This window comes from Mycobacterium lentiflavum, from assembly GCF_022374895.2.
In the GTDB taxonomy this organism is placed as follows: Bacteria; Actinomycetota; Actinomycetes; order Mycobacteriales; family Mycobacteriaceae; genus Mycobacterium; species Mycobacterium lentiflavum.
In genome coordinates this window covers 4,595,867-4,618,154 of the sequence record NZ_CP092423.2, presented here as the reverse complement: position 1 = coordinate 4,618,154, position 22,288 = coordinate 4,595,867, and the positions used below count along the sequence as shown (strand labels likewise).

The following is a 22,288-nucleotide window of genomic DNA, read 5'->3' as shown; positions in this document are numbered from 1 at the left end:
CCCGGAATGCCACTTTCGTCACAACGCACGCCCAGGCAGCCCGATATCCTGGCGCTGCTCGTCGAGGACGGGCAGGCAGGCGCACTGGGAGCTGCGAGCACGAGCGGGGACCGCAATGATCTTCATCGTCGTCAAGTTCGAAACCAAGCCCGACTGGGCCGACCGCTGGCCGGACCTGGTTGCCTCCTTCACCGCGGCTACCCGCGCCGAAGCGGGCAACCTGTGGTTCGAGTGGTCGCGCAGCTTGGAGAACCCGGCAGAGTACGTCTTGGTCGAGGCGTTCCGCGACGGTGACGCCGGCGGCGTCCACGTCAACAGCGATCACTTCAAACAGGCGATGCAGGAGCTCCCGCAGGCGCTGAGGTCCACACCCAAGATCATCAGTCAGACGATCGACGCGACAGGCTGGTCGGAGATGGGGGAGATGTCGGTCGACTAGCCAACGGCCACTTCGATTTCTTCGCCTAGCGCATACCCCGGCGCCAAAGGAAGTGTGTCGCCACTCCAGAACGAGCCCGGGTCAAAGTAGTTCGAGTACTTCTCGGTGCTGAGCAATCCCATTTCCTCGTAGGTGATCGCCACCGTCTCCGCGCAGTACGCCGTTTCCAGGCCCATGCGTTGCCTTTCCTTGCGTCGCTGTGTGGACTCTCGAACCTTCTTGTCTACGAAAGGGATTCCCTTTGTCCAGTCGTAAATGGTCGGGAGCCGGCCACGAAACCACCGGCCGGTCAGGCGCGCGGTGGTCGGAAACGCGGTGCCGTCCATCCGTGCGATCACCCGTAGCAGTTTGTCCTCTTGTTCGCGGCTGGGATGCGGCGTGAGCTGGCGTAGCCAGCAGCGCTGCTGGTAGCGCTCGTTCCACTGCAGGACCGCCTGGTGCAGATCGTTGAGCTGCACGCCGCGATGGTTGGTACCGGTCCACATGTCGGCGAGCTTGTCGCCGAGTTCGGCATGCCAGATCAGCGGCGGCAGGTCGTCGATGGCCACGGTCATGCCGACGTGGTTCACCGGACTGTTCGTCAACGTCTGGATCGCCCGGTCGGGCCCGGTCTTGCCGCGGAACAACCAGAGGTCTCCGGTTCGGGTCTCGATCAACGCCTGGTCAAGGGTGAGCATGGCTTAGGAGTTCGCCAGCACTTCACGCGCGACAGCGCGCGCATTGGCGGCCGCCGGATAACCCGCGTATCCGCTCATGTGGTAGATCACCTCGCCGATTTCCTCGATGGTCAGCCCGTTGCGCACCGCGATCGGGAAATGGGCCTTCAGTTCCTCCGAGGCGCGCAGCGCGATCAGCGCGCCCAGAGTGACCAGGCTGCGCGAGCGGCGATCCAATCCGGGCCGCGTCCATAGCGATCCGAAGACATGCTCGAGACCCAGCTCGAGGAGTTCGCCGGCAACGCCGTCGTCACGCAGGCTGGTGGCGTTGTCCGGGATCAGGCCCGGCAGCATCTCCTTGAAGACTTCCAGGCCCTGAGCGCGCGCATCGGTCATCGGGTTATCACCTTTCATAAGGGTTTTCGGGAGATCTGGTAGTCGATGTAGCCATCCCAGTCCTCGAGGCGTCGGCGCAACTCCTCGACCACTTGCGGATGAGTGGGCACGAAGAACCGGTTGTGCAGGATCGCATCAGCGACCAGGTCCCCGACGATCGCCGGGTCGACCAAGTCGAACTGGTTGCCGGGAATGCGCAGTGGCGCGCCGCCGCCGAAGGTCGGCACGTCGGCCGCGATATTCGTCAGCACTGGCCCTGGGCACAGCAAGGTGACACCAATGTTCTTGGGCCGCAAGTAGATTGCCAGCCCTTCGCTGATCTGTACTATCGCGGCTTTGGTCGCCGCGTACGGCATCCGGTCGTAGGAGTAGGTGAAGAGTCCGGCGAACGACGCGGTGTTGACCAGATGCCCGCTGCCCTGATCCAGCAGCAGCGGCAGGAACGCGGCGTTGCTGCGGACCACCGACATCAGATTGATGTCGAGGATGCGTAGCCATTCCGCCGCGGGAATGTCTTGTGGCAGGCCGTTTGTCAGGACACCGACGTTGTTAACCACGATGTCGACCCGGCCGAACCGCTGCAGGGTCGCATCCCGAATGCCTTCGAACGCTTCGGGATCCGACACGTCGGCGCGATGCGGCGCGACCGCGGAGCCCCGCTCCTCGGCGAGGCGCTGGACACCTTCGTCGTCGCGGTCGACCGCCACGATTCGGGCGCCCCGATCGGCCAAGGTGTAGGCGATGGCGCGGCCGATGCCGCTGGCCGCTCCGGTGATGACGGCGACCTTGTCGCGAAGGGTTTCCATGGCGGTAATAGCGTGTCAACTATGCGCAGCATTTGGAAGTGGGTCGGCCTGGCCGGCGTTGCCGGTGTCGTCGCCGGGGGCGCGCTGGTGGTGCGTGATCAACGCAAACGCCGGGCTTACACCCCTGACGAAATCCGCTCCCGGCTGCACCAGCGGCTGGCCGAGTCCGATATTCAGCGCGAGGACTCCACGGCGAACAATCGATAACTGCCGGAAAAACCCTTCAACTCGACGTTGCGGCCCTCGTCGAACCAGATGTCGTCACAGTCGCGCAGCGCGTCTCGCACCGGCTCGCTCACCAGGATCTCGCCGCCGACGGCTTGAGCCGCGACTCGCGCCGCCATCGCGACATTGCGCCCGAACAGATCATCGCCGCGACGCACCGAGCGGCCCATGTGGATGCCGATCCGCACCCGAATCTCCTCGTGCCGCTTGCGTTTTGCGTCACGGCGCAGCTCGTGCTGAAGGTCGATGCCACACCGTACCGCCTGTTCGGCGCGGGCGAAGGCGATCATGAAGCCGTCGCCCTGGCTCTTGACCACATGGCCGAAGTGGCGCTTCACCAACCCCGAGACGAGCTTGTCGTGCGAGCTGATCAGCTTGACCCAGGCGCGGTCGCCGATCCGCTCGTTGAGGGCGGTGGACTCCTCGATGTCGGAGAACAGAATCACCACCCGCCCGTCGGGAGTGACTCGGGCGAGATCGGGCCGCTCGACTTCGGCCCAGTCGGCAAGGTCTTCTATGCTGCTGCGCACCGCCGCGCCGAAGCCCTCCTTGCGCATCACGTTGGCGGTGTTCCACATCGTCTTGACGGCCTCGCGACCACCGGATATCAGCCAATTGCGGGCGTCGGCACGTTGCCTTAACTCCTCGGCTTCCTCGCGGCTACGAACGAGCAACCTCCACATCACCCCGAGTGCGCAGGCTTCGACCACGGCAACTCCGGCCAGGACGTAGACCGCGATATGCAGTGCATCACCCACGTAACGCATCCTTGCAAAGCGCGCGACGGCTTCCGGTTGTCGGCCCTATCCGCAGTGTCTAGGGTTGAGTGCGATCACCCCCGGGTAGTGAATCTCAAGTGAACCGACTGGTGACTTTTGGGAGGTTCGATCTTGGCCGACGACGGTGGTGATTCGTCCAACCTGCTGGTGATCTTTGGAATTACCGGCGATCTGGCCCGCAAGATGACGTTTAGGGCGCTGTATCGGCTCGAGCGCCGCAACCTACTCGACTGCCCGATCCTGGGTGTGGCGAGCGACGACATCAGTGTCGAGGACCTCGTCGCGCGGGCTCGCGCGGCAATCAACGACGCCGGGGAGACCATCGACGACGAGGTGTTCGATCGACTGGCTAATCGCTTGGACTACATTCACGGCGACGTCACCGACCGCGACCTCTACCACCGGCTGGCCGAGATGATCGGTTCGGACTATCGCCCGCTGTACTACCTCGAGATGCCGCCCGCGTTGTTCGCGACGATCGTCGAGAACCTCGGTCGAGAGGGTCTGGTGGCGCGGGCACGCGTCGCGGTGGAAAAGCCCTTCGGCCATGACCTGGAATCCGCGCGCGAACTCAACGAACGGTTGCACGCGGTGCTGGAGGAAGACCAGATCCTGCGGGTGGATCACTTCTTGGGCAAGCAGCCCGTGGTCGAGCTCGAATGCCTCCGGTTCGCCAATCAGGCGCTGGCCGCGCTGTGGGATCGCCAGAACGTGTCGGAGATTCACATCACGATGGCCGAGAACTTCGGCGTTGAGGACCGGGGCAGGTTCTACGACGCGGTCGGCACGCTGCGCGACGTGGTGCAAAACCATCTGCTGCAGGTCCTCGCGATGGTGGCGATGGAGCCGCCGGTCGGCGGTACCGCCGATGACCTCAACGACAAAAAGTCCGAGGTGTTCCGCGCGATCCCGGCGCTGGATCCCGAACATTGCGTACGCGGTCAGTACCACGGCTACACCGATGTCCCTGGGGTGGCGAAGGATTCGCAGACCGAGACCTTCATCGCGCTGCGGACCGAGATCGACAACTGGCGCTGGTCCGGGGTGCCGATCTTCCTGCGGGCCGGTAAGTCGTTGCCGGAGAAGGTCACCGAGGTACGGCTGTTTCTGCGCCGCGTTCCGCAGCTGGCCTTCCTGCCGCACCGCAGGACGGCCGAGCCCAATCAGATCGTGCTGCGCATCGATCCCGAGCCGGGGATGCGACTGCAGTTGTCCGCCCAAGCCGATGGTGAATGGCACGACGTCCATCTGGACTCGTTGTTCGCCACCGACCTGGGTGAAGCCGAGGGACCCTACGAGCTGTTGCTGCACGCCGCGCTGACCGGCGATCGCACGCTTTTCGCGCGGGAAGACAGCATCGAACAGACGTGGCGCATCGTCCAGCCGCTGCTCGACAAGCCGGGCGAAACCCACCCCTACGAGCCCGGGTCCTGGGGGCCCGAGGCCGCGCAGGCGTTAGTCCGCGGTCACCACCATTGGCAAGACCCGTGGTTCCCTCCACAAACGTAGTCGGGACAGTAAGGAGACCAGAAATGCAGCTCGGAATGATCGGCCTGGGCCGGATGGGCGCCAACATCATCCGTCGTGTCGTCGACGGCGGCCACGAGGGCTTCGTCTACGACCACGACAAGGAAGTCGTCAAGACGCTGGCCAGCGAGAAGGGGATGACCGCGGCGTACTCGGTTGCCGAGCTGGCCGAGAAAATGACCGCCCCACGGGTCGTCTGGGTCATGGTGCCCGCGGGCAACATCACCACGTCGGTGATCGAGGAGCTGGCCGGCACTCTCGAGTCCGGGGACATCGTGATCGACGGCGGTAACTCCTACTACCGCGACGATCTCAGGCACTCAAAGCTATTGGCCGAGAAAGGGATTCACCTCATCGATTGTGGAACCAGCGGGGGAGTCTGGGGCCGCGAGCGTGGCTACTGCCTGATGATCGGCGGTGACGACTACGCCTTCGAGCACGCCGAGCCGCTCTTCAAGACCATCGCGCCCGGGGTCGATGCGGCGCCGCGCACGCCGGGCCGCGACGGCGAGGTCGCGCAACCGGAGAAGGGCTACCTGCACTGTGGTCCATCCGGGGCCGGGCACTTCGTGAAGATGGTGCACAACGGCATCGAGTACGGGATGATGGCCTCGCTCGCCGAGGGCCTCAACATCCTCCGCAATGCCGATATCGGAACGCGTATCGAAAAGGGCGATGCCGAAACCGCGCCACTGTCCAATCCCGAGTGCTACCAGTACAACTTCGACATTGCCGACATCGCCGAGGTGTGGCGCCGGGGCAGCGTCGTCGGCTCCTGGCTGTTGGATCTGACCGCGATCGCGTTGCACGAATCGCCCACGCTGTCGGAGTTTTCCGGCCGGGTCTCCGATTCCGGGGAGGGCCGCTGGACGGCGATCGCGGCGATCGACGAGGGCGTGCCCGCACCGGTGCTCACCACCGCGTTGCAGTCCCGCTTCGCGTCACGCAGCCTCGACGACTTCGCCAACAAGGCGCTGTCGGCGATGCGCAAGCAGTTCGGCGGCCACGCGGAGAAACCGGGAGTCGGTGGCTGACCGGGGGGTTAGCCTGTCAGCCGCTTGACGAACTCCACCACGACGTCGCTGAAGGCGTCGTTGTCGTCGCCGGCCGCGGTGTGCCCGGCGTCGGACAACTCGACGAACTCCGCGCGCGGAACCGTCGCCAGGAAGTGCTTGACGCCTTCGGGGCTGACGACGTCGGAGAGCTTGCCGCGGATCAACAGGACCGGAATCTTGAGATCGGCCGCGGCCTGCTCGAAGTGCTCGGTGCGCAGCTCCGGGTCGTCCCCGGGTGCGGTCATGAAGGCCGGATCCCAGTGCCAGTACCAGCGCCCGTCACGCAGTCGCAGGTTCTTCTTCAGACCTTCGGGGCTGCGCGGTTTCTCCCGGTACGGCAAATAGGCGGAGACGGCGTCGGCGGCCTCCTCAAGAGAGCCGAAGCCATGCAGGTTGGTCAACATGAAATCCCGGATGCGGGCGCTGCCGGTCTTCTCGTATCGCGGCACCACGTCGACCAGCACCAATCCCGTCACCTGCTGCGGTCCCGCGCTGTCGGCGACCAGGATGCCGGTCAGGCCACCCATGCTGGCGCCGATCAGCACCACCGGGCCTCCGATGGCGTCGAGGACGTGCAAGACGTCGGCCATCAGGGTTTCGATCGCGTAGTCGGCTCGAGGCGCGCGGTCGCTGTCGCCGTGCCCGCGGCTGTCCAGCGCGACGACGTGGTAGCCCGCGTCGGCCAGGACCTGGCCGGTGTTCTTCCAGGAAAATCGGTTCTGGCCACCGCCGTGCAGCATCAGGATCGACGGTCGGCCCGCGATCGCAGCGTCGCGGTTCCATTCGTCGGCGACCAGGCCGATACCGTCCACACCTGCGAACTTGACGGTCTGGGGACTGCTGCTCACGGTGCTCATCGATCTGACGTTACATAGTGGCTCGATGAGTTCTCGCGGTCGCCGGGGTCTATCCGTGGGACGACCGCCCGACAACGGAGGAGACGCCCATGCCATCGATCACGCCCTCACTGTGGTTTGACCACAACATGGAGGAAGCGGCGACGTTCTACATCTCGGTGTTCCCGAACTCGCGAATCGAGGAATTCAACCGGTGCACCGACGCCGGACCCGGCGAACCCGGCTCGGTGCTGTCGGGCACCTTTGTGCTGGACGGCACCCGCTTCATCGGGATCAACGGAGGTCCGCACTTCACCTTCAGCGAGGCGGTGTCCTTCACGATCGAATGCAAGGACCAGGACGAAGTCGACTACTACTGGGACCGGTTGACCGACGGTGGCGAGGAATCGCAGTGCGGTTGGTGCAAGGACCGCTTCGGCCTGAGTTGGCAGGTCGTCCCGATCCGGCTTTACGAGCTGGTGAGCCATCCCGATCCGGCCCGTGCGACGGCCGCGACCCAGGCGATGTACGGCATGCGTAAGATCATCATCGCCGACCTCGAGCGTGCGGCCGCGCAAGCATCGAACTGAAAACCTTTGATGCCGTGCAGCTTTAGCCGTTCTTCGGCTCCGGTCGGTGCAGTCCGGACCGCACGCGTTAGGTTGGTCCGTGCGGACGCGCCGAACAGGAGTGAACATGGCGGACTACCCGAGATGACCGAGCCGCGGTGGATCGACGTGCCGGGCCCTCCCGCGGACCTCAAGGCGCTCACCTGGGGCCCAGCCGACGCCCCGATCGCCTTGTGTCTGCACGGCTTCCCCGACACCGCCTATGGCTGGCGCAAGTTGGCCCCGCTCCTTGCCGCGGCCGGCTGGCGGGTCGTCGCACCGTTCATGCGGGGGTACGCGCCGTCGTCCATTCCCGACGACGGCAGCTATCACGTCGGCGCGATCATGGACGACGCGCTGCGGGTGCGTGCGGCCGCCGGCGGCACCGACCGCGACGTGGTGATCGGACACGACTGGGGCGCACTGGCGGCCACCGGTCTGGCCGCGATGCCCAACAGCCCGTTCGCCAAGGCCGTGATCATGTCGGTACCGGTCTCGGCCGCGTTCCGCGGCCAGGTGAGCGAGCGGGGCCGGCTGGCCCGCCAGATTCCTCGTCAGCTGCTGCGCAGCTGGTACATGTTCTACTTCCAATTGCCTTTCCTGCCTGAGCGATCCGCGTCCTGGGTGCTGCCGCGGTTGTGGCGGCGGTGGTCTCCCGGTTATCGCGGCGCCGAGGAGGACCTGCGCCACGTCGACGCCGCCATCGGAACACCGGAAAGCTGGCGCGCGGCGCTGGGGACCTACCGCGCCACGCTTCGCAACACCCGGCCGCCGCAGCGGTACGCCGAACTGAACCGGCTGTGGACCGAGGCGCCGATCCTGCCGTCGCTGTATCTGCACGGCCGCGACGACGGTTGTATGACTGCGGCTTTCGCGCATTGGACCGAAAAGGTGCTGCCCGCCGGCAGCGATGTGGCGATCATCGATCACGCCGGGCACTTCCTGCAGCTTGAACAGCCCGAGAGAATCGCCGAGCGGGTGCTGGCTTTCATCGGCTCACCCGCCTGAATGACTGCGCGCCGAATGGCGGCCGTCGATGCGCAGTTCTACTGGATGTCGGCCAAAGTCCCCAGCGACGAGTTCCTGCTCTACGCATTCGAGGGCGAACCCGCCGACGTGGACGGTGCTCTCGAGGGGGTCCGGCGTCGGGCTCGGGCGTGCCCCGCGCTGAGGCTGCGGGTCGAGGATGGGTGTTCCCTGACGTATCCGCGGTGGGTTCCCACCACGGTGACGCCCGATCAGGTGGTGCGCCACGACCTGGCGGATCACAGTTGGCAGGCCTGCCTGTCGGAGGTCGCCGGCTGGGCCGATAGCCAGCTGGACCTTCGCCGGATGCCCTGGCGGGTGCACGTGTTCACGCCGGTGCGCGGCATTCCGGGTGCCGACGACCCGGGTGCCGTGGCGGTGCTGCAGGCGCCGCACGCGCTTGCCGATGGCGTTCGCGGCGCGGCGCTGGCGGGCTGGTTGTTCGGCCGGGAGGCCCCGGTGCCCGAGGTGCCACGGCGGTGGCCGGGCATCTTCGCGTGGCGAGCCGCCCAGGCGGCCTGGAGCCATCGCGGGCTGGTCCGCGATACCCGGGCGGGGCTGCTGGTACCGGGGGCCGGGACTCGCCCGCCGCTTGCCACCAATGCCCGCCCCGACGGTGTCCGTTCGATGCGCACACTGGTGCGCCACCGCTCGCAGCTACGTGGGCCCAGCGTCACGGTCGCGGTGCTCGCTGCCGTTTCGACCGCGTTGTCGCGGTTGCTTCCCGCCCCGACAGATTCGTTGGGCGCGGAGATCCCGATGGCTAAACCCGGTGTACCGCAGGCGAATAACCACTTCGGCAACGTCGTCGTCGGACTCTATCCACGGCTGGAACTGGATGCGCGGCTGGATCGGATCGCCACCGACCTGGCCAACGGCCGGCGCCGATTCGAACATCCGGCGACGCGGGCGGGCGACCGGGCATTCGCGGCAGTACCCGCCCCGCTACTGCGTTGGGGCGTCTCACGATTCAACTCCGACGCCCGGCCCGCGCAGGTGCTGGGCAACACCGTGGTATCCAGCGTCAACCGCGGGCCCGCCGATCTGCGGTTCGGAAACGCGCGGGTGGTGCTGACGGCCGGCTATCCGGGACTGTCCCCGTCGATGGGTCTGACGCACGGAGTGCACGGCATCGGCGAGACCATTGCGATCAGCGTCCACACGGCGGACTCCGTCCTCGCCGACGTCGACGCCTACCTGGAATTACTCGACGCCGCGTTGTAGCCAGGGTTACTGCGCATCACCGGATCTCGCGGCATCCTCGCGGCTCAGCCCGGCGGCGCCGATCAGCTCCTCATGCCATTCGAACCACACCGTGTGGTACGAGTCGACCAGCGGCCGGGTCAGCCAGGCGATGTCGCCCGACTTGACTTTGTCCAGTGCCGCAACCAATTTCACCGAGTACGCCTTCAACCGCGGCAGCTGGGCCGCGACAGCCTCGATGATCGGCAACACCCGGGCGTGCACGCCGTCCAGGCGCGCCAACACCGCCGCGTCGTACTCGACGTCGTCATGCGCGTTGGGTTCTCCGGCGGGGCCGCCTTTGAGCTGCCAATCGGTGACCACGGCCTTGAAATCGGTGTTCACGCTTCGGAAGTCGTCGTAAGCGGCGGTAATCGCCGCCTCGTCAATACCGTTGCGCTCCTGCGTGAGCAGCGCGTCCAGACGGTCGCGGCCGCTTTGGCTGATCCGCAACGTCGCCGTGCCGACGAGCAAGCCCGACGCGGTCAGCCGTTCGGCGACATCGCCGACGTCCTGGTTTAGCGTGGCGCTCAGATCGGCCGGACTAACGCGACCCTTCAGCCGGACTGCTTGCAGCACGGCCAGTTCGGTCATGGCGCGTCCTGGCTCGACAATCGCAGCGCGGCCAGCATGACGATCAGTGGAGAGGCCGAAAGCACGTCGGTACGACCGCTTTCCAGGGCGGTGCGCACCGCGGCGTCGGAGGTGTCATCCAACCTGGGATGGTCGCCGCTGGCGTGCGCGCGTAGTGGGCTGATCCGTCGCGCCAGTTCGGCGAGTTCGCGTAGTTCGGGCGTATCGGTCTGCGACCACGAGGTCGGGGCCAGATTGCCTTCGCGCACTTCGCCTTCGTGACCGTCGACGGTGATCTGCTTGCCGGCCAGCGTTGCCGCCACTCCGTTGCCGCAGCCGACTACGGCCACCCGGCCGAGTTCGCGGCTGACCACTGCCGCGTGGCTGGCGGCCCCGCCGATCTCGGTGACGATGCCGTGGGCGGCCAGCATGCCCATCACGTCTTCGGGCCGGGTGTGGTCGCGCACCAGGATCACCTGCTCGCCCCGGTCGGCGGCCTCGAGCGCCTCCTCGACCTGCGTATAGGCCTTGCCCGACACCACACCCGGACACGCGGGCAGCCCTTTGGCCAAAAGCGGTGCAGCCAAACGCATTTCCGGTTGCAGCGCGGGCAGTAGCAGGGCTTCGACGTGCGCCGGGGTCACTCGACGCAATGTCTGTGTGGCGTCGATGAGTCCCTCGCGATGTAGCTGCAGCGCCAATCGCACCGCGGCCTGCGCCGAGCGCTCGGCCGCCCGGGTCTGCAGCAGCCAGAGTTTGCCCGCTTCGACGGTGAACTCGATCTCCTGCACGTCGGACCCGAGCCGCTCCAGGGTGCGGGCGACGTCCATCAGCTCGTGGTAGACCGTCGGCTGCTCGTCGCGCAGCGCGGTGATCGGTTCGACGTCGACCAACCCCGAGACGACGTCGTCGCCCTGACCGCCGGGCAGCCATTCGCCGAAGGGTTCGTTGGCGCCGGTGATCGGGTTGCGTGAGAAGAACGCTCCGGCACCGGAATTGGCACCGAGGTTGCCGAACACCATGGCCTGTACCACCACCGCGGTACCGCCGCGATCGTCGAGGCCGTAGTGGTCGCGGTAGGCAACCGCGCGCGGCGAATTCCACGACGCGAACACCGCCTCGATGCCCGCGCGCAGCTGCGCGTACGGGTCGGACGGAACGGATTGCGATTCTCCGCCGACAATGCGGTGATACATATCGGTGAATCGCAGCCGGGTGTCTTGGGCGAACTTCTCGGCCCCCGATGCGGCCAGCGCCCGCATCACTTCGTCGTTGAGGCCCACGTTGAGGATCGTGTCCATCATGCCGGGCATGGACAGGGTGGCGCCCGAGCGCACACTGACCAACAGCGGCCGCGGGCCCCGGCCGAACGTGCGGGAGGTTTCGGTCTCCAACCACTTCATCCGGTCCAGTACGTCGTCCCAGATCGCGTTCAGCGTCGCCGCGGGCTCGGCCAGATAACGCAGACCCACCTCGGTGGTAATGCAGAACGCGGGGGGCACCGGCAGGCCGTGCCGACGCATGACCTCGATGCCGTGGCCCTTGTTGCCCAGGATCTGCCGCGGATGGTCCGCGTCGCCGTTCAGCAACACCACGGTGTGGTCGGTGGAGGTGGCGGCATGCCCGATACTCTCGGGAGTGCTGTTGCCTCGTGCGATACGCGCCGTGGTGCACCCCCTCCTGGCTCTGCTGGTTCGGCGTACGCGGGAACGCCCGCTATGTTCCCACACTGATCGGCGGCCACAGCCGCTCACCGCTGCTGTTATCCGGTCCGGCCGATGATCTAGGTTTGCACGTATGACTCCCTATGACGTCGGATTACTGATCCTGCGGCTGGTGCTGGGCGTGACATTGGCCGCACATGGCTACAACAAGTTCTTCGGCGGCGGCCGGATACCGGGCACCGCGCGCTGGTTCGAGAGCATCGGCATGAAGCCGGGCAAGTTCCACGCGACCGTGGCCGCCACCACCGAAATCGCCGCCGGGCTGGGGCTGGCGGCCGGGCTGCTCACCCCGATCCCGGCGGCGGGCTTCGTGTCGCTGATGCTGGTCGCGGCCTGGACCGTCCATCGCCACAACGGGTTCTTCATCGTCAAGGAGGGCTGGGAGTACAACCTGGTCCTGGCTATCAGCGCGATCGCGGTCGCCACGCTGGGCCCCGGCCGGCTCAGCCTGGACTGGGCGATCTTCGGGATCAACGACCCGCTGATCGGTTGGAACGGCCTGCTGATCTCGGTGGTGCTCGGCCTGGCCGGCGCCATCGGCCAGTTGCTGATCTTCTACCGCCCGCCGGCCAAGCAAGCCGGTTAGATCCCCAGCGCGCCCGGAAGCTTCTTGCGCTTGGCGTCGTAGAGTGCCGCGTCGGCGATTGCGTACAGCGCGGCGATGTCGGCGCCCGCAGCGCTGTGCGATGCGGTGCCGATGCTGGTGCCCGGGGTGTGCAGGCGGACGTCGGCGACAAACCGATCCGAACTGCCCGGTGCCAGGTTCGCGTCGTCGGCGATACACACCGCGAATTCGTCGCCGCCGAGCCTGGCCAGAACGGCATTGGCGGGCGCCAGTTTTCGCCAGCATTCCGCCCGGCTGATCAGATGCTCGTCGCCGGCCAAGTGCCCGCGGGTGTCATTGATCGTCTTGAAGTTGTCGATGTCGAGCACCACGACGGTGATGGTGATCGCCGCCGAACGGGAGCGGTCCAGCAGGTCGGCCGTGGCGATCTCCCAGCCCGCCCGGTTGAGCAGACGCGTCAGGGGATCGGTGCACGCCGCCGCGACCAGGGCTCGCATCAGCAACCCGAACGATTCGGCGGCACCGACGATGGCGATCACGAAGATGAAGTAGTCGATCACCAGCTTGGGCGTCGGTGCGACCGCGAGAGCCAGGACGCACGCCCCGGTCAGCACGGCGACCAGAATCCCCCCGCGACGCGGGGAGTGGAAGGCGCGCAGGTACATGGCCAGGAAGATCGGCGCGATCAGGCAGACGAACTCGGCGATGATCGAGATGTGGAAGGCCATCACGATCGGGGTGGCCGCGATCGCAACGGCGGTCGCCGGCGCGGGCCGGTCCGGACGCACGCCCAACCAGACCAGTGCGGCGACGCCGAGGACGACCGCGATGATGCCTCCGGTCGGGTTTGCGTAGGTCAGGCCCTTGTGGATGGGAAAGAGAGTGAACGTCACGCCATAGGTGTAAAGAAAAGTCGTGCCGCCCAAGTAGATTCGGAGCAGCCGAAGTTGCTCCCTGGCGTAGAAGCCGCTGCCGGCGCTGGCGTGTAGCCGCAGCCGATATCGCTGAGCGGATCGACGACCCAACGGGCCTGGGACGCTAACACCCATCCCGTCAACTCTCCTGGTCACGCCCCCGTGATGCCGATATTCGGCCCATTGTGGCACTGCTCTGTCGAGCGGGCACGCCGGGGCTGACCAGGTAGGCGTGCTGGGGCTAGCCGACCGCGGCGGTTTCGGCGGCGGCCACCTCGGTCGCGGCGCGCTCCCCGGAACGAATCGCTCCGTCGATCCACCCGCACATGACGGCCGAACTCTCGGTTCCGGCCCAGTGGATGCGACCGCACGGTTGACGCAGGGTATAGCCGTATTCGGTCAGCACGCCGGTGGGGGCGTGGCCGATCATCCCGCCCCCGGAGTAACGGTCCACGGTCCAGTTCTGCAGGTGGAATTCTCGCGGCTCCTTGGCCTTACTGCCGAACCGATCGACGAGCTGACCGATCAGAATCTCTTGCTGTTCGGCCTCGTCGAGATGTGTGAGCCGGCGCGCAGCCGGCCCCTCGGTGATGACGCACATGATGCCCGGGTTCCCGGTGTCCGTGCAGGCGTCGATCGTCAAAGAGGCCGGGGAGCCCGGTGCGGCGGACTGGCCGGATAGTCCGTCGGCGCGCCAGAACGGCTCGTCGTAGAAGACCGATGTCTTGATCACCGCGCCGCTCACCATGCGCTGGTGCAGGAACGTCCGGTCCACCGGGAGCAGTGGCTCGTACAGGATCGAGGTCGCGACCGCCAGCGGGATCGCGACGATGACCCGCCGCGCCCGCACCGTCAGATCGGCCGCGGTGACCGTCACGCCGTCGGCGTCCTGGCTGATCTGCCGGACCGGCTGCGAAAGGTGTAGCGCGTCACCGAGTTCGGCGACGATCGGGCGATGCAGGGCGCCCATGCCGCCGACCGGGCGGGCATCCTGGGAGCCGCCCTTGCCCGAAATCGCGAAGGTGAGTCCGCCGGCCGAAGCCGTCTGCAGCAACCCCCATAGCAACGACGTCTCCGACGCGGCCGAGGTGTAGAGGCCGGCGAAGGCCATGTCCAGCATCTCGGCGGCTTCGGAGGACATGGAATTCTTTTCAATCCACTGCCCGATGCTGATTCGGTCCCACTCGTGGGCCTTCTTCGCCTCCCACGGGGCTTCGCGTGGAAGAGATTTGCCCATTTTCTCGATGCTGGCCAGGGCGAGCCCGAGGTTGGCGACCGCCCACGGGCTCATCGTCCACGGGATGGTGCCGCCGTAGCGGTGCTTTTTGCCGCCGACGATCATCATGGCGTCGCCGTCGTTGTGCTGCTTGTACTCCGGCACCCCAAACTCTTGCATCAGCGCGTAGATCCGGTCCTGCCCCGGCCCGATCCAAGCGCCGCCGCGGTCGACCCATACGCCGTCGTCGCGGGTCACGGTGAAGGTGCGACCACCGACGCGGTCGCGGGCCTCCAGCAAGGCCACCGAGTGCCCGGCTTGGTTCAGCCGCAACGCGGCCGTCAAACCCGCGAAACCCGCTCCGACCACGCAATAATCGACGTCCGCCATGACCGCTCCTCGGTTGCCGTGCCCTCGCTGAGCAGCAAACTACACCGATCGCGACCCGGCAGCAGTCCGTTCGCGCGGAATTCATGGACCGATTCCGGCCGCCGTCGCTGACGGTCTTTTACGCCGATGCAAAAGGCGTTGGCCGGCCACAATTTTGGGGGCCGCTCAGCACGGGATTATCGGCGGATAGGGCAGATCGGTGCTGGAGTGTGGGTCGACGTGCACCGGGTGGCCGAGGTAGGGGAACGCGCGTTGCGGGCACGCGGGCCGGTCACAGATCTTGCAGCCCGCGCCGATCGGCACTATCGCCCCGGCGTCGGTGAGGTCGATACCGACGGAGTAGATCAGTTTCTCGGCGTGGGCCGCATCGCAACCGAGCCCGATCGCGAAGGTCTTGTCCGGGCCGAGATAGCGGCTGGGTTCTGTCGACGTGGTCCTGGCGAGCCAGAAATAGGTGCGTCCATCGGGCATTTGTGCGATCTGAGTCATGAACTGGCCGGGACGGGAAAATGCGTGGTGAACCACCCAGAGGGGGCAGTTGCCACCCACGCGTGAGAAGTGAAAAGCCGTGGCGGACTGACGTTTCGAGATGTTTCCCGCGCTGTCGATCCGGACGAAGATGAACGGGACACCGCGGGCGCTCGGGCGTTGCAGCGTGGACAGCCGGTGGCAGACGGTTTCGAACCCCACCTCGAAACGTCTTGCCAGCTGGTCGATGTCGTAGCGCATGGCCTCGGCAGCATCGAGGAATCGCTGGTAGGGCAACAACAGCGCGCCGGCGAAGTAGTTGGCCAGCCCGATTTGTGCCACCCCCCGCGCATCATCGCTGAGCTGGTCGTCGCCGTCGATGAGTTGTGTGATCAGCTCGGCCTGGGTGAGCAATGCGATCTGGGTTGCCAACTGGAAAGCGCGCTGGCCGGGATGCAACCACCGGGCCAGATACAAGGTCTTCGACTCGGCGCGAAACAGTCGTTTCGAGTTGGGATTCAAGACCTGACCATCGTCGATAACCACGGTCACGCCGAGCCGGTCGCGGACGAACTCCGCCAGCTGGCTGTCGAGTCCGCCTGTCTGCAAACGGTTTTGGTTGAACAACTGTTCGGCCGCGAGGTCGAGATCCCCGATGTAGTTTTTGCGGTCGTAGAAGAAGTCCCGGACTTCTTCGAAAGGCATCGGCTGCGAGGGTCCCGCGGATGTCTCCGCGTTGGCCCGGCTGTGCAGCGCTTCCAGGTCGGCCGTGGCGTCGTGCAGGCGCCGCTGCAGATTCACCAGCGCCTGGCCGACCTCTGGCATGCGGGCAACGAGCTCCTCGATTTGGCCCGCCGTCGCGGGTCCCTCGGCGAAGATCTCGCGCAGATCCGCGACCAGTCGGGCATCGGACTCGGGCGCAAAGTACTGATTCGGCAAGTCGAATCGCTCGGTCAGAGTCAGCAGCACCGGGACGGTGATCGGGCGTTGGTCATTTTCCAGCTGGTTGACGTAGCTGGTCGACAGTCCGAGGGCGCGCGCCAGCGCGACCTGAGTCAGCCCCCGCTCTTCGCGCAGCCGGCGCAGCCGCGCACCCGCGAACGTCTTCGCCATCTGCGACAGGGTACGCTCACCGCCTTTCACAAGATTCGCAAAATCACCGGTATCAGGACACAAAATTACGCTCTTTTAGGGGATTTACCGCGTTTCTCCGGCTGCGTACTGTGCGATTTATGCGCATCCATGACGTGCGAACCCGGCGTAGCGCCGACGACTTCCCCCGCCGCGAGCACCTGGCTTTCAAGATTGCCGAGGTCGCGGCAGACCCGGTCGCCGTGCCCGCCGAGACCGCGGAGATGGTCAGCAACCGCATCATCGACAACGCCGCCGTCAGCGCCGCCGCGGTGATCCGGCGACCCGTCACGGTGGCGCGCGAGCAGGCGGTGGCGCATCCGGTGCAGCGGGGAGCGCGGGTCTTCGGCTTGCAGGGCAACTTCTCGACCGAGTGGGCGGCCTGGGCCAACGGCGTCGCGGTGCGCGAGCTGGACTTCCACGACACGTTCTTGGCCGCGGACTACTCCCACCCCGGCGACAACATTCCGCCGCTGGTTGCCGTCGCCCAGCGGCTCGACGTGCGTGGCGCCGACCTGATTCGCGGTCTGGCCACCGCCTACGAGATCCAGATCGATCTGGTCAAGGGAATCTGCCTGCACGAGCACAAGATCGACCACGTCGCACATTTGGGTCCGTCGGTGGCAGCGGGCATCGGGACGATGCTGCGACTGGACACCGAGACCATCTATCAGGCGGTCGGACAAGCGCTGCACCTGACCACGGCAACCCGGCAATCCCGCAAGGGCCTGATCTCCAGCTGGAAAGCGTTCGCGCCGGCGTTCGCCGGAAAGATCGCCATCGAGGCGGTCGACCGCGCGATGCGTGGCGAAGGCGCCCCGGCGCCCATCTGGGAAGGCGAGGACGGTGTAATCGCCTGGCTGCTCGGCGGTCCCGACCACACCTACCAGGTGCCGCTACCGGAGCCGGGCGAACCTAAGCGCGCGATCCTGGACAGCTATACCAAGGAGCACTCGGCGGAATACCAGAGCCAGGCACCGATCGACCTGGCGCGCCGGCTGCGTCAGCGGGTCGGCGACCTCGATCAGGTTGCGACGATCGTGCTGCACACCAGCCATCACACCCATCACGTGATAGGTACCGGTTCGGGCGATCCACAAAAGTTCGACCCCAACGCCTCGCGCGAGACGCTGGATCACTCGCTGCCCTACATCTTCGCCGTTGCGCTGCAGGACGGCAGCTGGCACCACGAGCGCTCGTATGCCCCGGAGCGAGCGCACCGAGCCGACACCGTCGCGTTGTGGCACAAGATCTGCACCGTCGAGGATCCGGAGTGGACGCGTCGCTACCACTCGAACGATCCGGCCGAGAAGGCTTTTGGGGCGCGCGCGGAGGTGACGCTGAAGAGCGGCGAGGTGATCTGCGACGAATTGGCCGTGGCCGATGCCCATCCGCTGGGCGCTCGGCCATTCGCGCGTGAGCAGTATATCCGCAAGTTCACCGAACTCGCCGACGATATCGTGGAAACCTCTGAGCAGCAACGGTTCTTGTCTGCCGTGGACGCCCTTGCCGATCTGAAGGGCGGCGCGTTGGGGGCGCTGAATGTGGTGGTCCATCCGCGGGAGCTGGACAAAGCGCCGGCGATCCCGTCGGGGATCTTCCGATGATCGGCACCTCCTCCGGTGCCGGGGACAAGCGCGTCACGTTGCGGGCGGGTCTTAATTCCGGTCGGCTGCAACGGCTTCCGGGTGCCTTCTCGCCGCTGGTGGCCAAGGTGGTCGCCGAGGCGGGCTTCGAAGGCGTCTACGTGTCCGGTGCCGCGCTGGCCGCCGACCTCGGGTTGCCGGACATCGGCCTGACGACGCTGACCGAAGTCGCGGGCCGGGGTGCGCAGATAGCCGCCGCCACCGAGCTGCCCACGCTGATCGACGCGGACACCGGATTCGGCGCGCCGCTGAACGCGGCGCGCACGGTGACCGTCCTGGAGGACGCCGGACTGGCCGGATGCCACCTCGAGGATCAGGTCCACCCCAAGCGTTGCGGCCATCTGGACGGCACGGCCGTCGTCCCGGCCGAGGATATGATAAAGCGTTTGCGCGCAGCGGTATCCGCGCGGCGTGACCCCAACTTCGTCATTTGCGCACGCACGGATGCCGCCGGCATTGAGGGTCTGCCCGCCGCGATCGACCGTGCGCGCGCCTACGCCGAGGCCGGCGCCGACATGATCTTCACCGAAGCGCTGACCGAGGTCGCAGAGTTCGAGGCGATCCGCGCCGCCGTCGATGTTCCGTTGCTGGCCAACATGACCGAATTCGGCAAGTCGCCGTTGCTGAGCGCGCGCCAGCTTGCCGACATCGGCTACAACGTCGTCATTTACCCCGTGACCACGTTGCGGTTGGCGATGTTCGCGGTCGAAGCGGGCCTGTGTGAAATCGAGTCATCGGGAACACAATTCGATCTGCTGGATCGCATGCAACAACGCAGCCGGCTGTACTCGCTGCTGCGCTACCGGGACTACAACGAATTCGACACCAACACTTACAATTTCACGCTCGAAGGGATGCAGTCATGACCGCGCCGACCGCTGACATCAAGAAGGGCCTCGCCGGCGTGGTGGTGGACACCACCGCCATCTCGAAAGTGGTGCCGGAGACCAATTCGCTGACCTACCGCGGATATCCAGTCCAGGATTTGGCCGCGCACTGCAGTTTCGAGCAGGTCGCATTCCTGCTCTGGCGCGGCGAGTTGCCCACCGACGCAGAGCTGGCGCTGTTCAGCCAGCGCGAGCGCGCCAGCCGCCGGCTCGACCGGTCGATGCTGTCGCTGCTGACCAAGCTGCCCGACAACTGCCATCCGATGGACGTGGTACGCACCGCCGTCAGCTTTCTGGGCGCCGAGGACCCCGAGGAGGACGACGACTCGGCGAACCGGGCCAAAGCGCTGCGCATGCTCGCGGTGTTGCCCACCATCGTCGCGGTGGACATGCGACGCCGGCGTGGGCTGGCGCCGATCCCGCCGCACAGCGGTCTGGGTTACACCGAGAACTTTCTGCGGATGTGCTTCGGCGAGGTACCCGAACCCGCGATCGTGCGGGCCTTCGAGCAGTCGATGATCCTCTACGCCGAACACGGTTTCAACGCCTCGACGTTCGCCGCGCGGGTGGTGACGTCGACACAATCGGACATCTACAGCGCCGTCACCGGGGCCATCGGTGCGCTCAAGGGTGCACTGCACGGTGGCGCCAACGAGGCGGTAATGCACGACATGATCGAGATCGGCGAGCCGGGCAATGCCCGAGAGTGGTTGCGCGGCAAGCTCACCCGCAAAGAGAAGGTCATGGGATTCGGGCACCGGGTCTACAAGAACGGTGACTCACGGGTACCGACGATGAAGCAAGCACTGAGCCGCGTCGCGGCCACGCGCGACGGGCAGCGCTGGCTGGACATGTACAACATCCTGGAAGCCGAGATGTTCGACGCCACCGGTATCAAACCGAATCTCGATTTCCCGACCGGCCCGGCCTACTACCTGATGGGGTTCGACATCGGCTGCTTCACGCCGATCTTCGTGATGAGCAGGATCACCGGGTGGACCGCTCACATCATGGAGCAGGCCGCTGCCAACTCCCTGATCCGCCCGTTGAGCGCATACTCGGGACGCGAGCAGCGGGTACTGGCCCGCAGCTGAGCACCTAGTCCGCGGGCCCGCCGTACTGCCAGACCAGGCTGTGGTTGCCGGTCATGGTTGGGTTGCACCACATCGTGCGGCCGTTGGCGTCTTGCGTGGTGGAATGCAACACCGTGCAGGAATCACCCGGTGCGGGCGCCTGGCCGTACGCCGTGCCGGCGCTGGCGACCGCCAGGCTTGCGAACACGGTGGCCGATATCAGGATCCGAAGTCTGCTCATGATGGACATCTCCTAAGCGGGTGCCATTACGTCACGCTAACCGCCAGAGAACCTGCGGGCAAAGGATGTCATCCGCGATCCGCAACGCGGTTGGCCGGCACAGGTTCTAGGGTGTGGAACCATGGGATTTCTCCAACCCGAACTGCCGCAGGTCGACATCGACGAGTGGAGCAAGCTGTCCCGCAGCGAGAAGATCCGCCCGATGGCCCGACATTGGGCCGAGGTCGGTTTCGGAACACCGGTCGTTCTGCATCTGTTCTACGTCGCCAAGATCTTGCTTTACATCCTGTTCGCTTGGTTGTTGGCGGTGCCCACCACGCGCGGATTGGCGTTCACCGACGTCATGTCGTGGTACGCCGAGCCGATCGTGTTCGAGAAGGTCGTGCTGTACACGATGCTCTTCGAGGTGGTCGGGCTGGGGTGCGGCTTCGGGCCGCTGAACAACCGGTTCAATCCGCCGCTGGGGTCGATCCTGTATTGGCTGCGGCCCGACACCATCCGGCTGCCCCCGTGGCCCCAGCGCGTCCCGGGCACCAAGGGCACCGCCCGCACCCTGGTCGACAACGCGCTGTACGGACTGCTGCTGCTGGTGATCTTCCTGACCTTGTTCGCCGACGGCACCGGCCCGATACCCGAGCTGGGCACGCACATCGGGATGATTCGCCCGTGGCGGATCATGCTGATCCTGGTGCTGCTCGGGATCCTGGGATTGCGCGACAAGGTCATCTTCCTGGCCGCCCGAGGTGAGGTGTACGCGACGCTGTCGGTGACGTTCCTGTTCGGCGGTGTCGACATGATCGTCGCCGCCAAGCTGGTGTTCATGGTGATCTGGATCGGCGCCGCCACATCCAAGCTGAACAAGCACTTTCCGTTCGTGATGTCGACGATGATGTCCAACAACCCGGTGTTTCGGCCCCGGTTCATCAAGCGGATGTTCTTCGAGAAGTTCCCCGACGATCTGCGGCCCGGCCGGTTGTCACGGGTGTTCGCCCACGTGAGCACCTTCGTCGAAATGTGCGTGCCCATCGCGTTATTCGTCGCGCACGGCGGCTGGTGGACGGCGGTACCCGCCGCGATCATGGTGATCTTCCACTTCGGCATCCTGTCGGCCATCCCGATGGGCGTGCCGTTGGAATGGAACGTGTTCATGATCTTCGGCATCTTCGCGCTGTTCGTCGGCCACACCCATACCGGACTTACCGATTTGAAAAACCCCGTGCTGGTCGGGATTTTCATCGCGTTCATCGCCTCAATCGTGATCGCGGGCAATCTGTTTCCGCGTAAAATCTCGTTCCTGCCCGGCATGCGCTATTACGCGGGCAACTGGGACACCACGCTGTGGTGTATCAAGGCCTCGGCGGACAAGAAGATCAGCCACAACATCGTCTCGATCGCCAGCATGCCCGCGGCCCAGCTGGAGAAGGTGTACGGCAAGGAGCGTGCGCAGATCCCGATGTATCTCGGATATGCGTTCCGCGCCATGAACACTCACGGCCGGGCGTTGTTCACGCTGGCGCATCGGGCGATGGCCGGTCAGAACGAAGACGACTACGTGATCACCGACGGGGAGCGGATCTGCAGCACCGCCGTCGGATGGAATTTCGGCGACGGCCATATGCACAACGAGCAGCTGATCGCCGCGATGCAGCAGCGCTGCGGCTTCCTGCCGGGTGAGGTACGGGTCGTGCTACTCGACGCCCAGCCGATCCATAAGCAGACACAGTCCTACCGGCTGGTGGACGCGGCGACGGGTGAATTCGAGCGCGGCATAGTCAAAGTCGCGGACATGGTCACCCGGCAGCCCTGGGACGACCAGGTGCCGGTCCAGGTCCTGTCCGAGTCTGAGGCCCAGAAGAAGGCCGAAG

At 65.9% G+C, this 22,288-nt stretch carries 22 protein-coding genes and 1 pseudogene; 12 read left to right on the top strand and 11 right to left on the bottom strand.

All coding sequences use genetic code 11. The annotated features are described in order from the left end of the window. Positions 1–115: 115 nt before the first annotated feature. Positions 116–439 carry a putative quinol monooxygenase gene (locus tag MJO58_RS21415; protein ID WP_239720886.1) on the top strand — a complete coding sequence of 108 codons (324 nt, stop codon included), beginning with the start codon at positions 116–118 and terminating at the stop codon, positions 437–439. Here MJO58_RS21415 and MJO58_RS21410 read toward each other — a convergent pair. From MJO58_RS21410 to MJO58_RS21400, 3 genes are read right to left on the bottom strand one after another with little or no spacing between them, the layout of a single operon-like run. After that, on the bottom strand, positions 436–1,116 hold the full coding sequence (locus MJO58_RS21410; RefSeq protein WP_239720885.1) for a guanylate cyclase: 681 nt from the start codon (positions 1,114–1,116) through the stop codon (positions 436–438). The genes MJO58_RS21415 and MJO58_RS21410 overlap by 4 nt on opposite strands. 3 nt (positions 1,117–1,119) lie before the next feature. Then, positions 1,120–1,491 (bottom strand): carboxymuconolactone decarboxylase family protein, encoded by a 372-nt coding sequence (locus tag MJO58_RS21405; RefSeq protein ID WP_090609548.1) that lies wholly within the window; start codon positions 1,489–1,491, stop codon positions 1,120–1,122. 14 nt (positions 1,492–1,505) lie between these two features. Continuing rightward, complete coding sequence (locus MJO58_RS21400) at positions 1,506–2,297, bottom strand: SDR family oxidoreductase (RefSeq protein ID WP_239720884.1); 792 nt, start codon at positions 2,295–2,297, stop codon at positions 1,506–1,508. A 21-nt stretch (positions 2,298–2,318) separates the two neighbouring features. Between MJO58_RS21400 and MJO58_RS21395 the strand changes: the two genes are divergently transcribed. After that, positions 2,319–2,504, top strand: a complete 186-nt coding sequence (locus MJO58_RS21395; RefSeq protein WP_090605676.1) for a hypothetical protein — start codon at positions 2,319–2,321, stop codon at positions 2,502–2,504. Here MJO58_RS21395 and MJO58_RS21390 read toward each other — a convergent pair. Beyond that, a complete protein-coding gene (locus MJO58_RS21390) occupies positions 2,471–3,289 on the bottom strand; it encodes an adenylate/guanylate cyclase domain-containing protein (RefSeq protein WP_090605673.1) in 819 nt (272 codons plus the stop codon). The genes MJO58_RS21395 and MJO58_RS21390 overlap by 34 nt on opposite strands. Before the next feature lie 123 nt (positions 3,290–3,412). Here MJO58_RS21390 and MJO58_RS21385 point away from each other — a divergent pair, with 123 nt between their 5' ends. Both MJO58_RS21385 and gnd read left to right on the top strand, forming a co-directional pair. Next, positions 3,413–4,810, top strand: a complete 1,398-nt coding sequence (locus MJO58_RS21385) for a glucose-6-phosphate dehydrogenase (RefSeq protein ID WP_239720883.1) — start codon at positions 3,413–3,415, stop codon at positions 4,808–4,810. Between the two features lie 23 nt (positions 4,811–4,833). Next, positions 4,834–5,862, top strand: coding sequence for a phosphogluconate dehydrogenase (NAD(+)-dependent, decarboxylating) (gene gnd / locus MJO58_RS21380; protein WP_090605667.1), 1,029 nt, complete (start codon positions 4,834–4,836; stop codon positions 5,860–5,862). 8 nt (positions 5,863–5,870) lie between these two features. Here the strand turns inward: gnd and MJO58_RS21375 are convergent, their stop codons facing one another. After that, entirely contained in the window at positions 5,871–6,740 is an 870-nt protein-coding gene (locus MJO58_RS21375) for an alpha/beta fold hydrolase (protein WP_090605665.1), read from the bottom strand. An 89-nt stretch (positions 6,741–6,829) separates the two neighbouring features. Between MJO58_RS21375 and MJO58_RS21370 the strand changes: the two genes are divergently transcribed. The 3 genes from MJO58_RS21370 to MJO58_RS21360 all read left to right on the top strand — a co-directional run bounded on the left by MJO58_RS21370 (position 6,830) and on the right by MJO58_RS21360 (position 9,577). Continuing rightward, on the top strand, positions 6,830–7,309 hold the full coding sequence (locus tag MJO58_RS21370; protein WP_239720881.1) for a VOC family protein: 480 nt from the start codon (positions 6,830–6,832) through the stop codon (positions 7,307–7,309). A gap of 123 nt (positions 7,310–7,432) precedes the next feature. Beyond that, positions 7,433–8,335 carry an alpha/beta fold hydrolase gene (locus tag MJO58_RS21365; protein ID WP_239720880.1) on the top strand — a complete coding sequence of 301 codons (903 nt, stop codon included), beginning with the start codon at positions 7,433–7,435 and terminating at the stop codon, positions 8,333–8,335. Beyond that, the gene (locus tag MJO58_RS21360) at positions 8,336–9,577 is read left to right on the top strand and encodes a WS/DGAT domain-containing protein (RefSeq protein ID WP_239720878.1); all 1,242 of its coding nucleotides are present in this window, start codon (positions 8,336–8,338) and stop codon (positions 9,575–9,577) included. 6 nt (positions 9,578–9,583) lie between these two features. On the opposite strand, the gene MJO58_RS21355 is transcribed toward MJO58_RS21360, so the two are convergent. Together MJO58_RS21355 and MJO58_RS21350 are read right to left on the bottom strand one after the other, a co-directional pair. Beyond that, a complete protein-coding gene (locus MJO58_RS21355) occupies positions 9,584–10,189 on the bottom strand; it encodes a MarR family transcriptional regulator (protein ID WP_090605652.1) in 606 nt (201 codons plus the stop codon). Beyond that, entirely contained in the window at positions 10,186–11,796 is a 1,611-nt protein-coding gene (locus MJO58_RS21350) for a pyruvate, phosphate dikinase (RefSeq protein ID WP_239723380.1), read from the bottom strand. The genes MJO58_RS21355 and MJO58_RS21350 overlap by 4 nt, the downstream gene beginning before the upstream one ends. Before the next feature lie 169 nt (positions 11,797–11,965). On the opposite strand from MJO58_RS21350, the gene MJO58_RS21345 reads away from it, so the two are divergent. Next, positions 11,966–12,478, top strand: coding sequence for a DoxX family protein (locus tag MJO58_RS21345; RefSeq protein ID WP_090605649.1), 513 nt, complete (start codon positions 11,966–11,968; stop codon positions 12,476–12,478). On the opposite strand, the gene MJO58_RS21340 is transcribed toward MJO58_RS21345, so the two are convergent. The 3 genes from MJO58_RS21340 to MJO58_RS21330 all read right to left on the bottom strand — a co-directional run bounded on the left by MJO58_RS21340 (position 12,475) and on the right by MJO58_RS21330 (position 16,558). After that, positions 12,475–13,452 carry a GGDEF domain-containing protein gene (locus MJO58_RS21340; RefSeq protein ID WP_239723379.1) on the bottom strand — a complete coding sequence of 326 codons (978 nt, stop codon included), beginning with the start codon at positions 13,450–13,452 and terminating at the stop codon, positions 12,475–12,477. The genes MJO58_RS21345 and MJO58_RS21340 overlap by 4 nt on opposite strands. 160 nt (positions 13,453–13,612) lie before the next feature. After that, positions 13,613–14,977 carry a flavin monoamine oxidase family protein gene (locus MJO58_RS21335; RefSeq protein WP_239720876.1) on the bottom strand — a complete coding sequence of 455 codons (1,365 nt, stop codon included), beginning with the start codon at positions 14,975–14,977 and terminating at the stop codon, positions 13,613–13,615. 165 nt (positions 14,978–15,142) lie between these two features. After that, the gene (locus MJO58_RS21330) at positions 15,143–16,558 is read right to left on the bottom strand and encodes a short-chain fatty acyl-CoA regulator family protein (protein WP_239720874.1); all 1,416 of its coding nucleotides are present in this window, start codon (positions 16,556–16,558) and stop codon (positions 15,143–15,145) included. A 119-nt stretch (positions 16,559–16,677) separates the two neighbouring features. On the opposite strand from MJO58_RS21330, the gene prpD reads away from it, so the two are divergent. The 3 genes from prpD to MJO58_RS21315 are packed head-to-tail and all read left to right on the top strand — an operon-like array spanning position 16,678 to position 20,203. Beyond that, positions 16,678–18,183 (top strand): 2-methylcitrate dehydratase PrpD, encoded by a 1,506-nt coding sequence (gene prpD / locus MJO58_RS21325; RefSeq protein WP_239720872.1) that lies wholly within the window; start codon positions 16,678–16,680, stop codon positions 18,181–18,183. Next, on the top strand, positions 18,180–19,088 hold the full coding sequence (gene prpB, locus MJO58_RS21320) for a methylisocitrate lyase (RefSeq protein WP_239720871.1): 909 nt from the start codon (positions 18,180–18,182) through the stop codon (positions 19,086–19,088). The genes prpD and prpB overlap by 4 nt, the downstream gene beginning before the upstream one ends. Then, the gene (locus MJO58_RS21315; protein ID WP_090605639.1) at positions 19,085–20,203 is read left to right on the top strand and encodes a bifunctional 2-methylcitrate synthase/citrate synthase; all 1,119 of its coding nucleotides are present in this window, start codon (positions 19,085–19,087) and stop codon (positions 20,201–20,203) included. The genes prpB and MJO58_RS21315 overlap by 4 nt, the downstream gene beginning before the upstream one ends. A gap of 4 nt (positions 20,204–20,207) precedes the next feature. Here MJO58_RS21315 and MJO58_RS21310 read toward each other — a convergent pair whose 3' ends face one another. Continuing rightward, positions 20,208–20,423: a hypothetical protein gene (locus tag MJO58_RS21310; RefSeq protein ID WP_090609544.1), complete on the bottom strand. Its 216-nt coding sequence runs from the start codon at positions 20,421–20,423 to the stop codon at positions 20,208–20,210. Between the two features lie 121 nt (positions 20,424–20,544). Here MJO58_RS21310 and MJO58_RS21305 point away from each other — a divergent pair. After that, positions 20,545–22,257 (top strand): annotated as a pseudogene (locus tag MJO58_RS21305) (DUF3556 domain-containing protein); the annotation flags it as partial. Between the last annotated feature and the right edge of the window lie 31 nt (positions 22,258–22,288).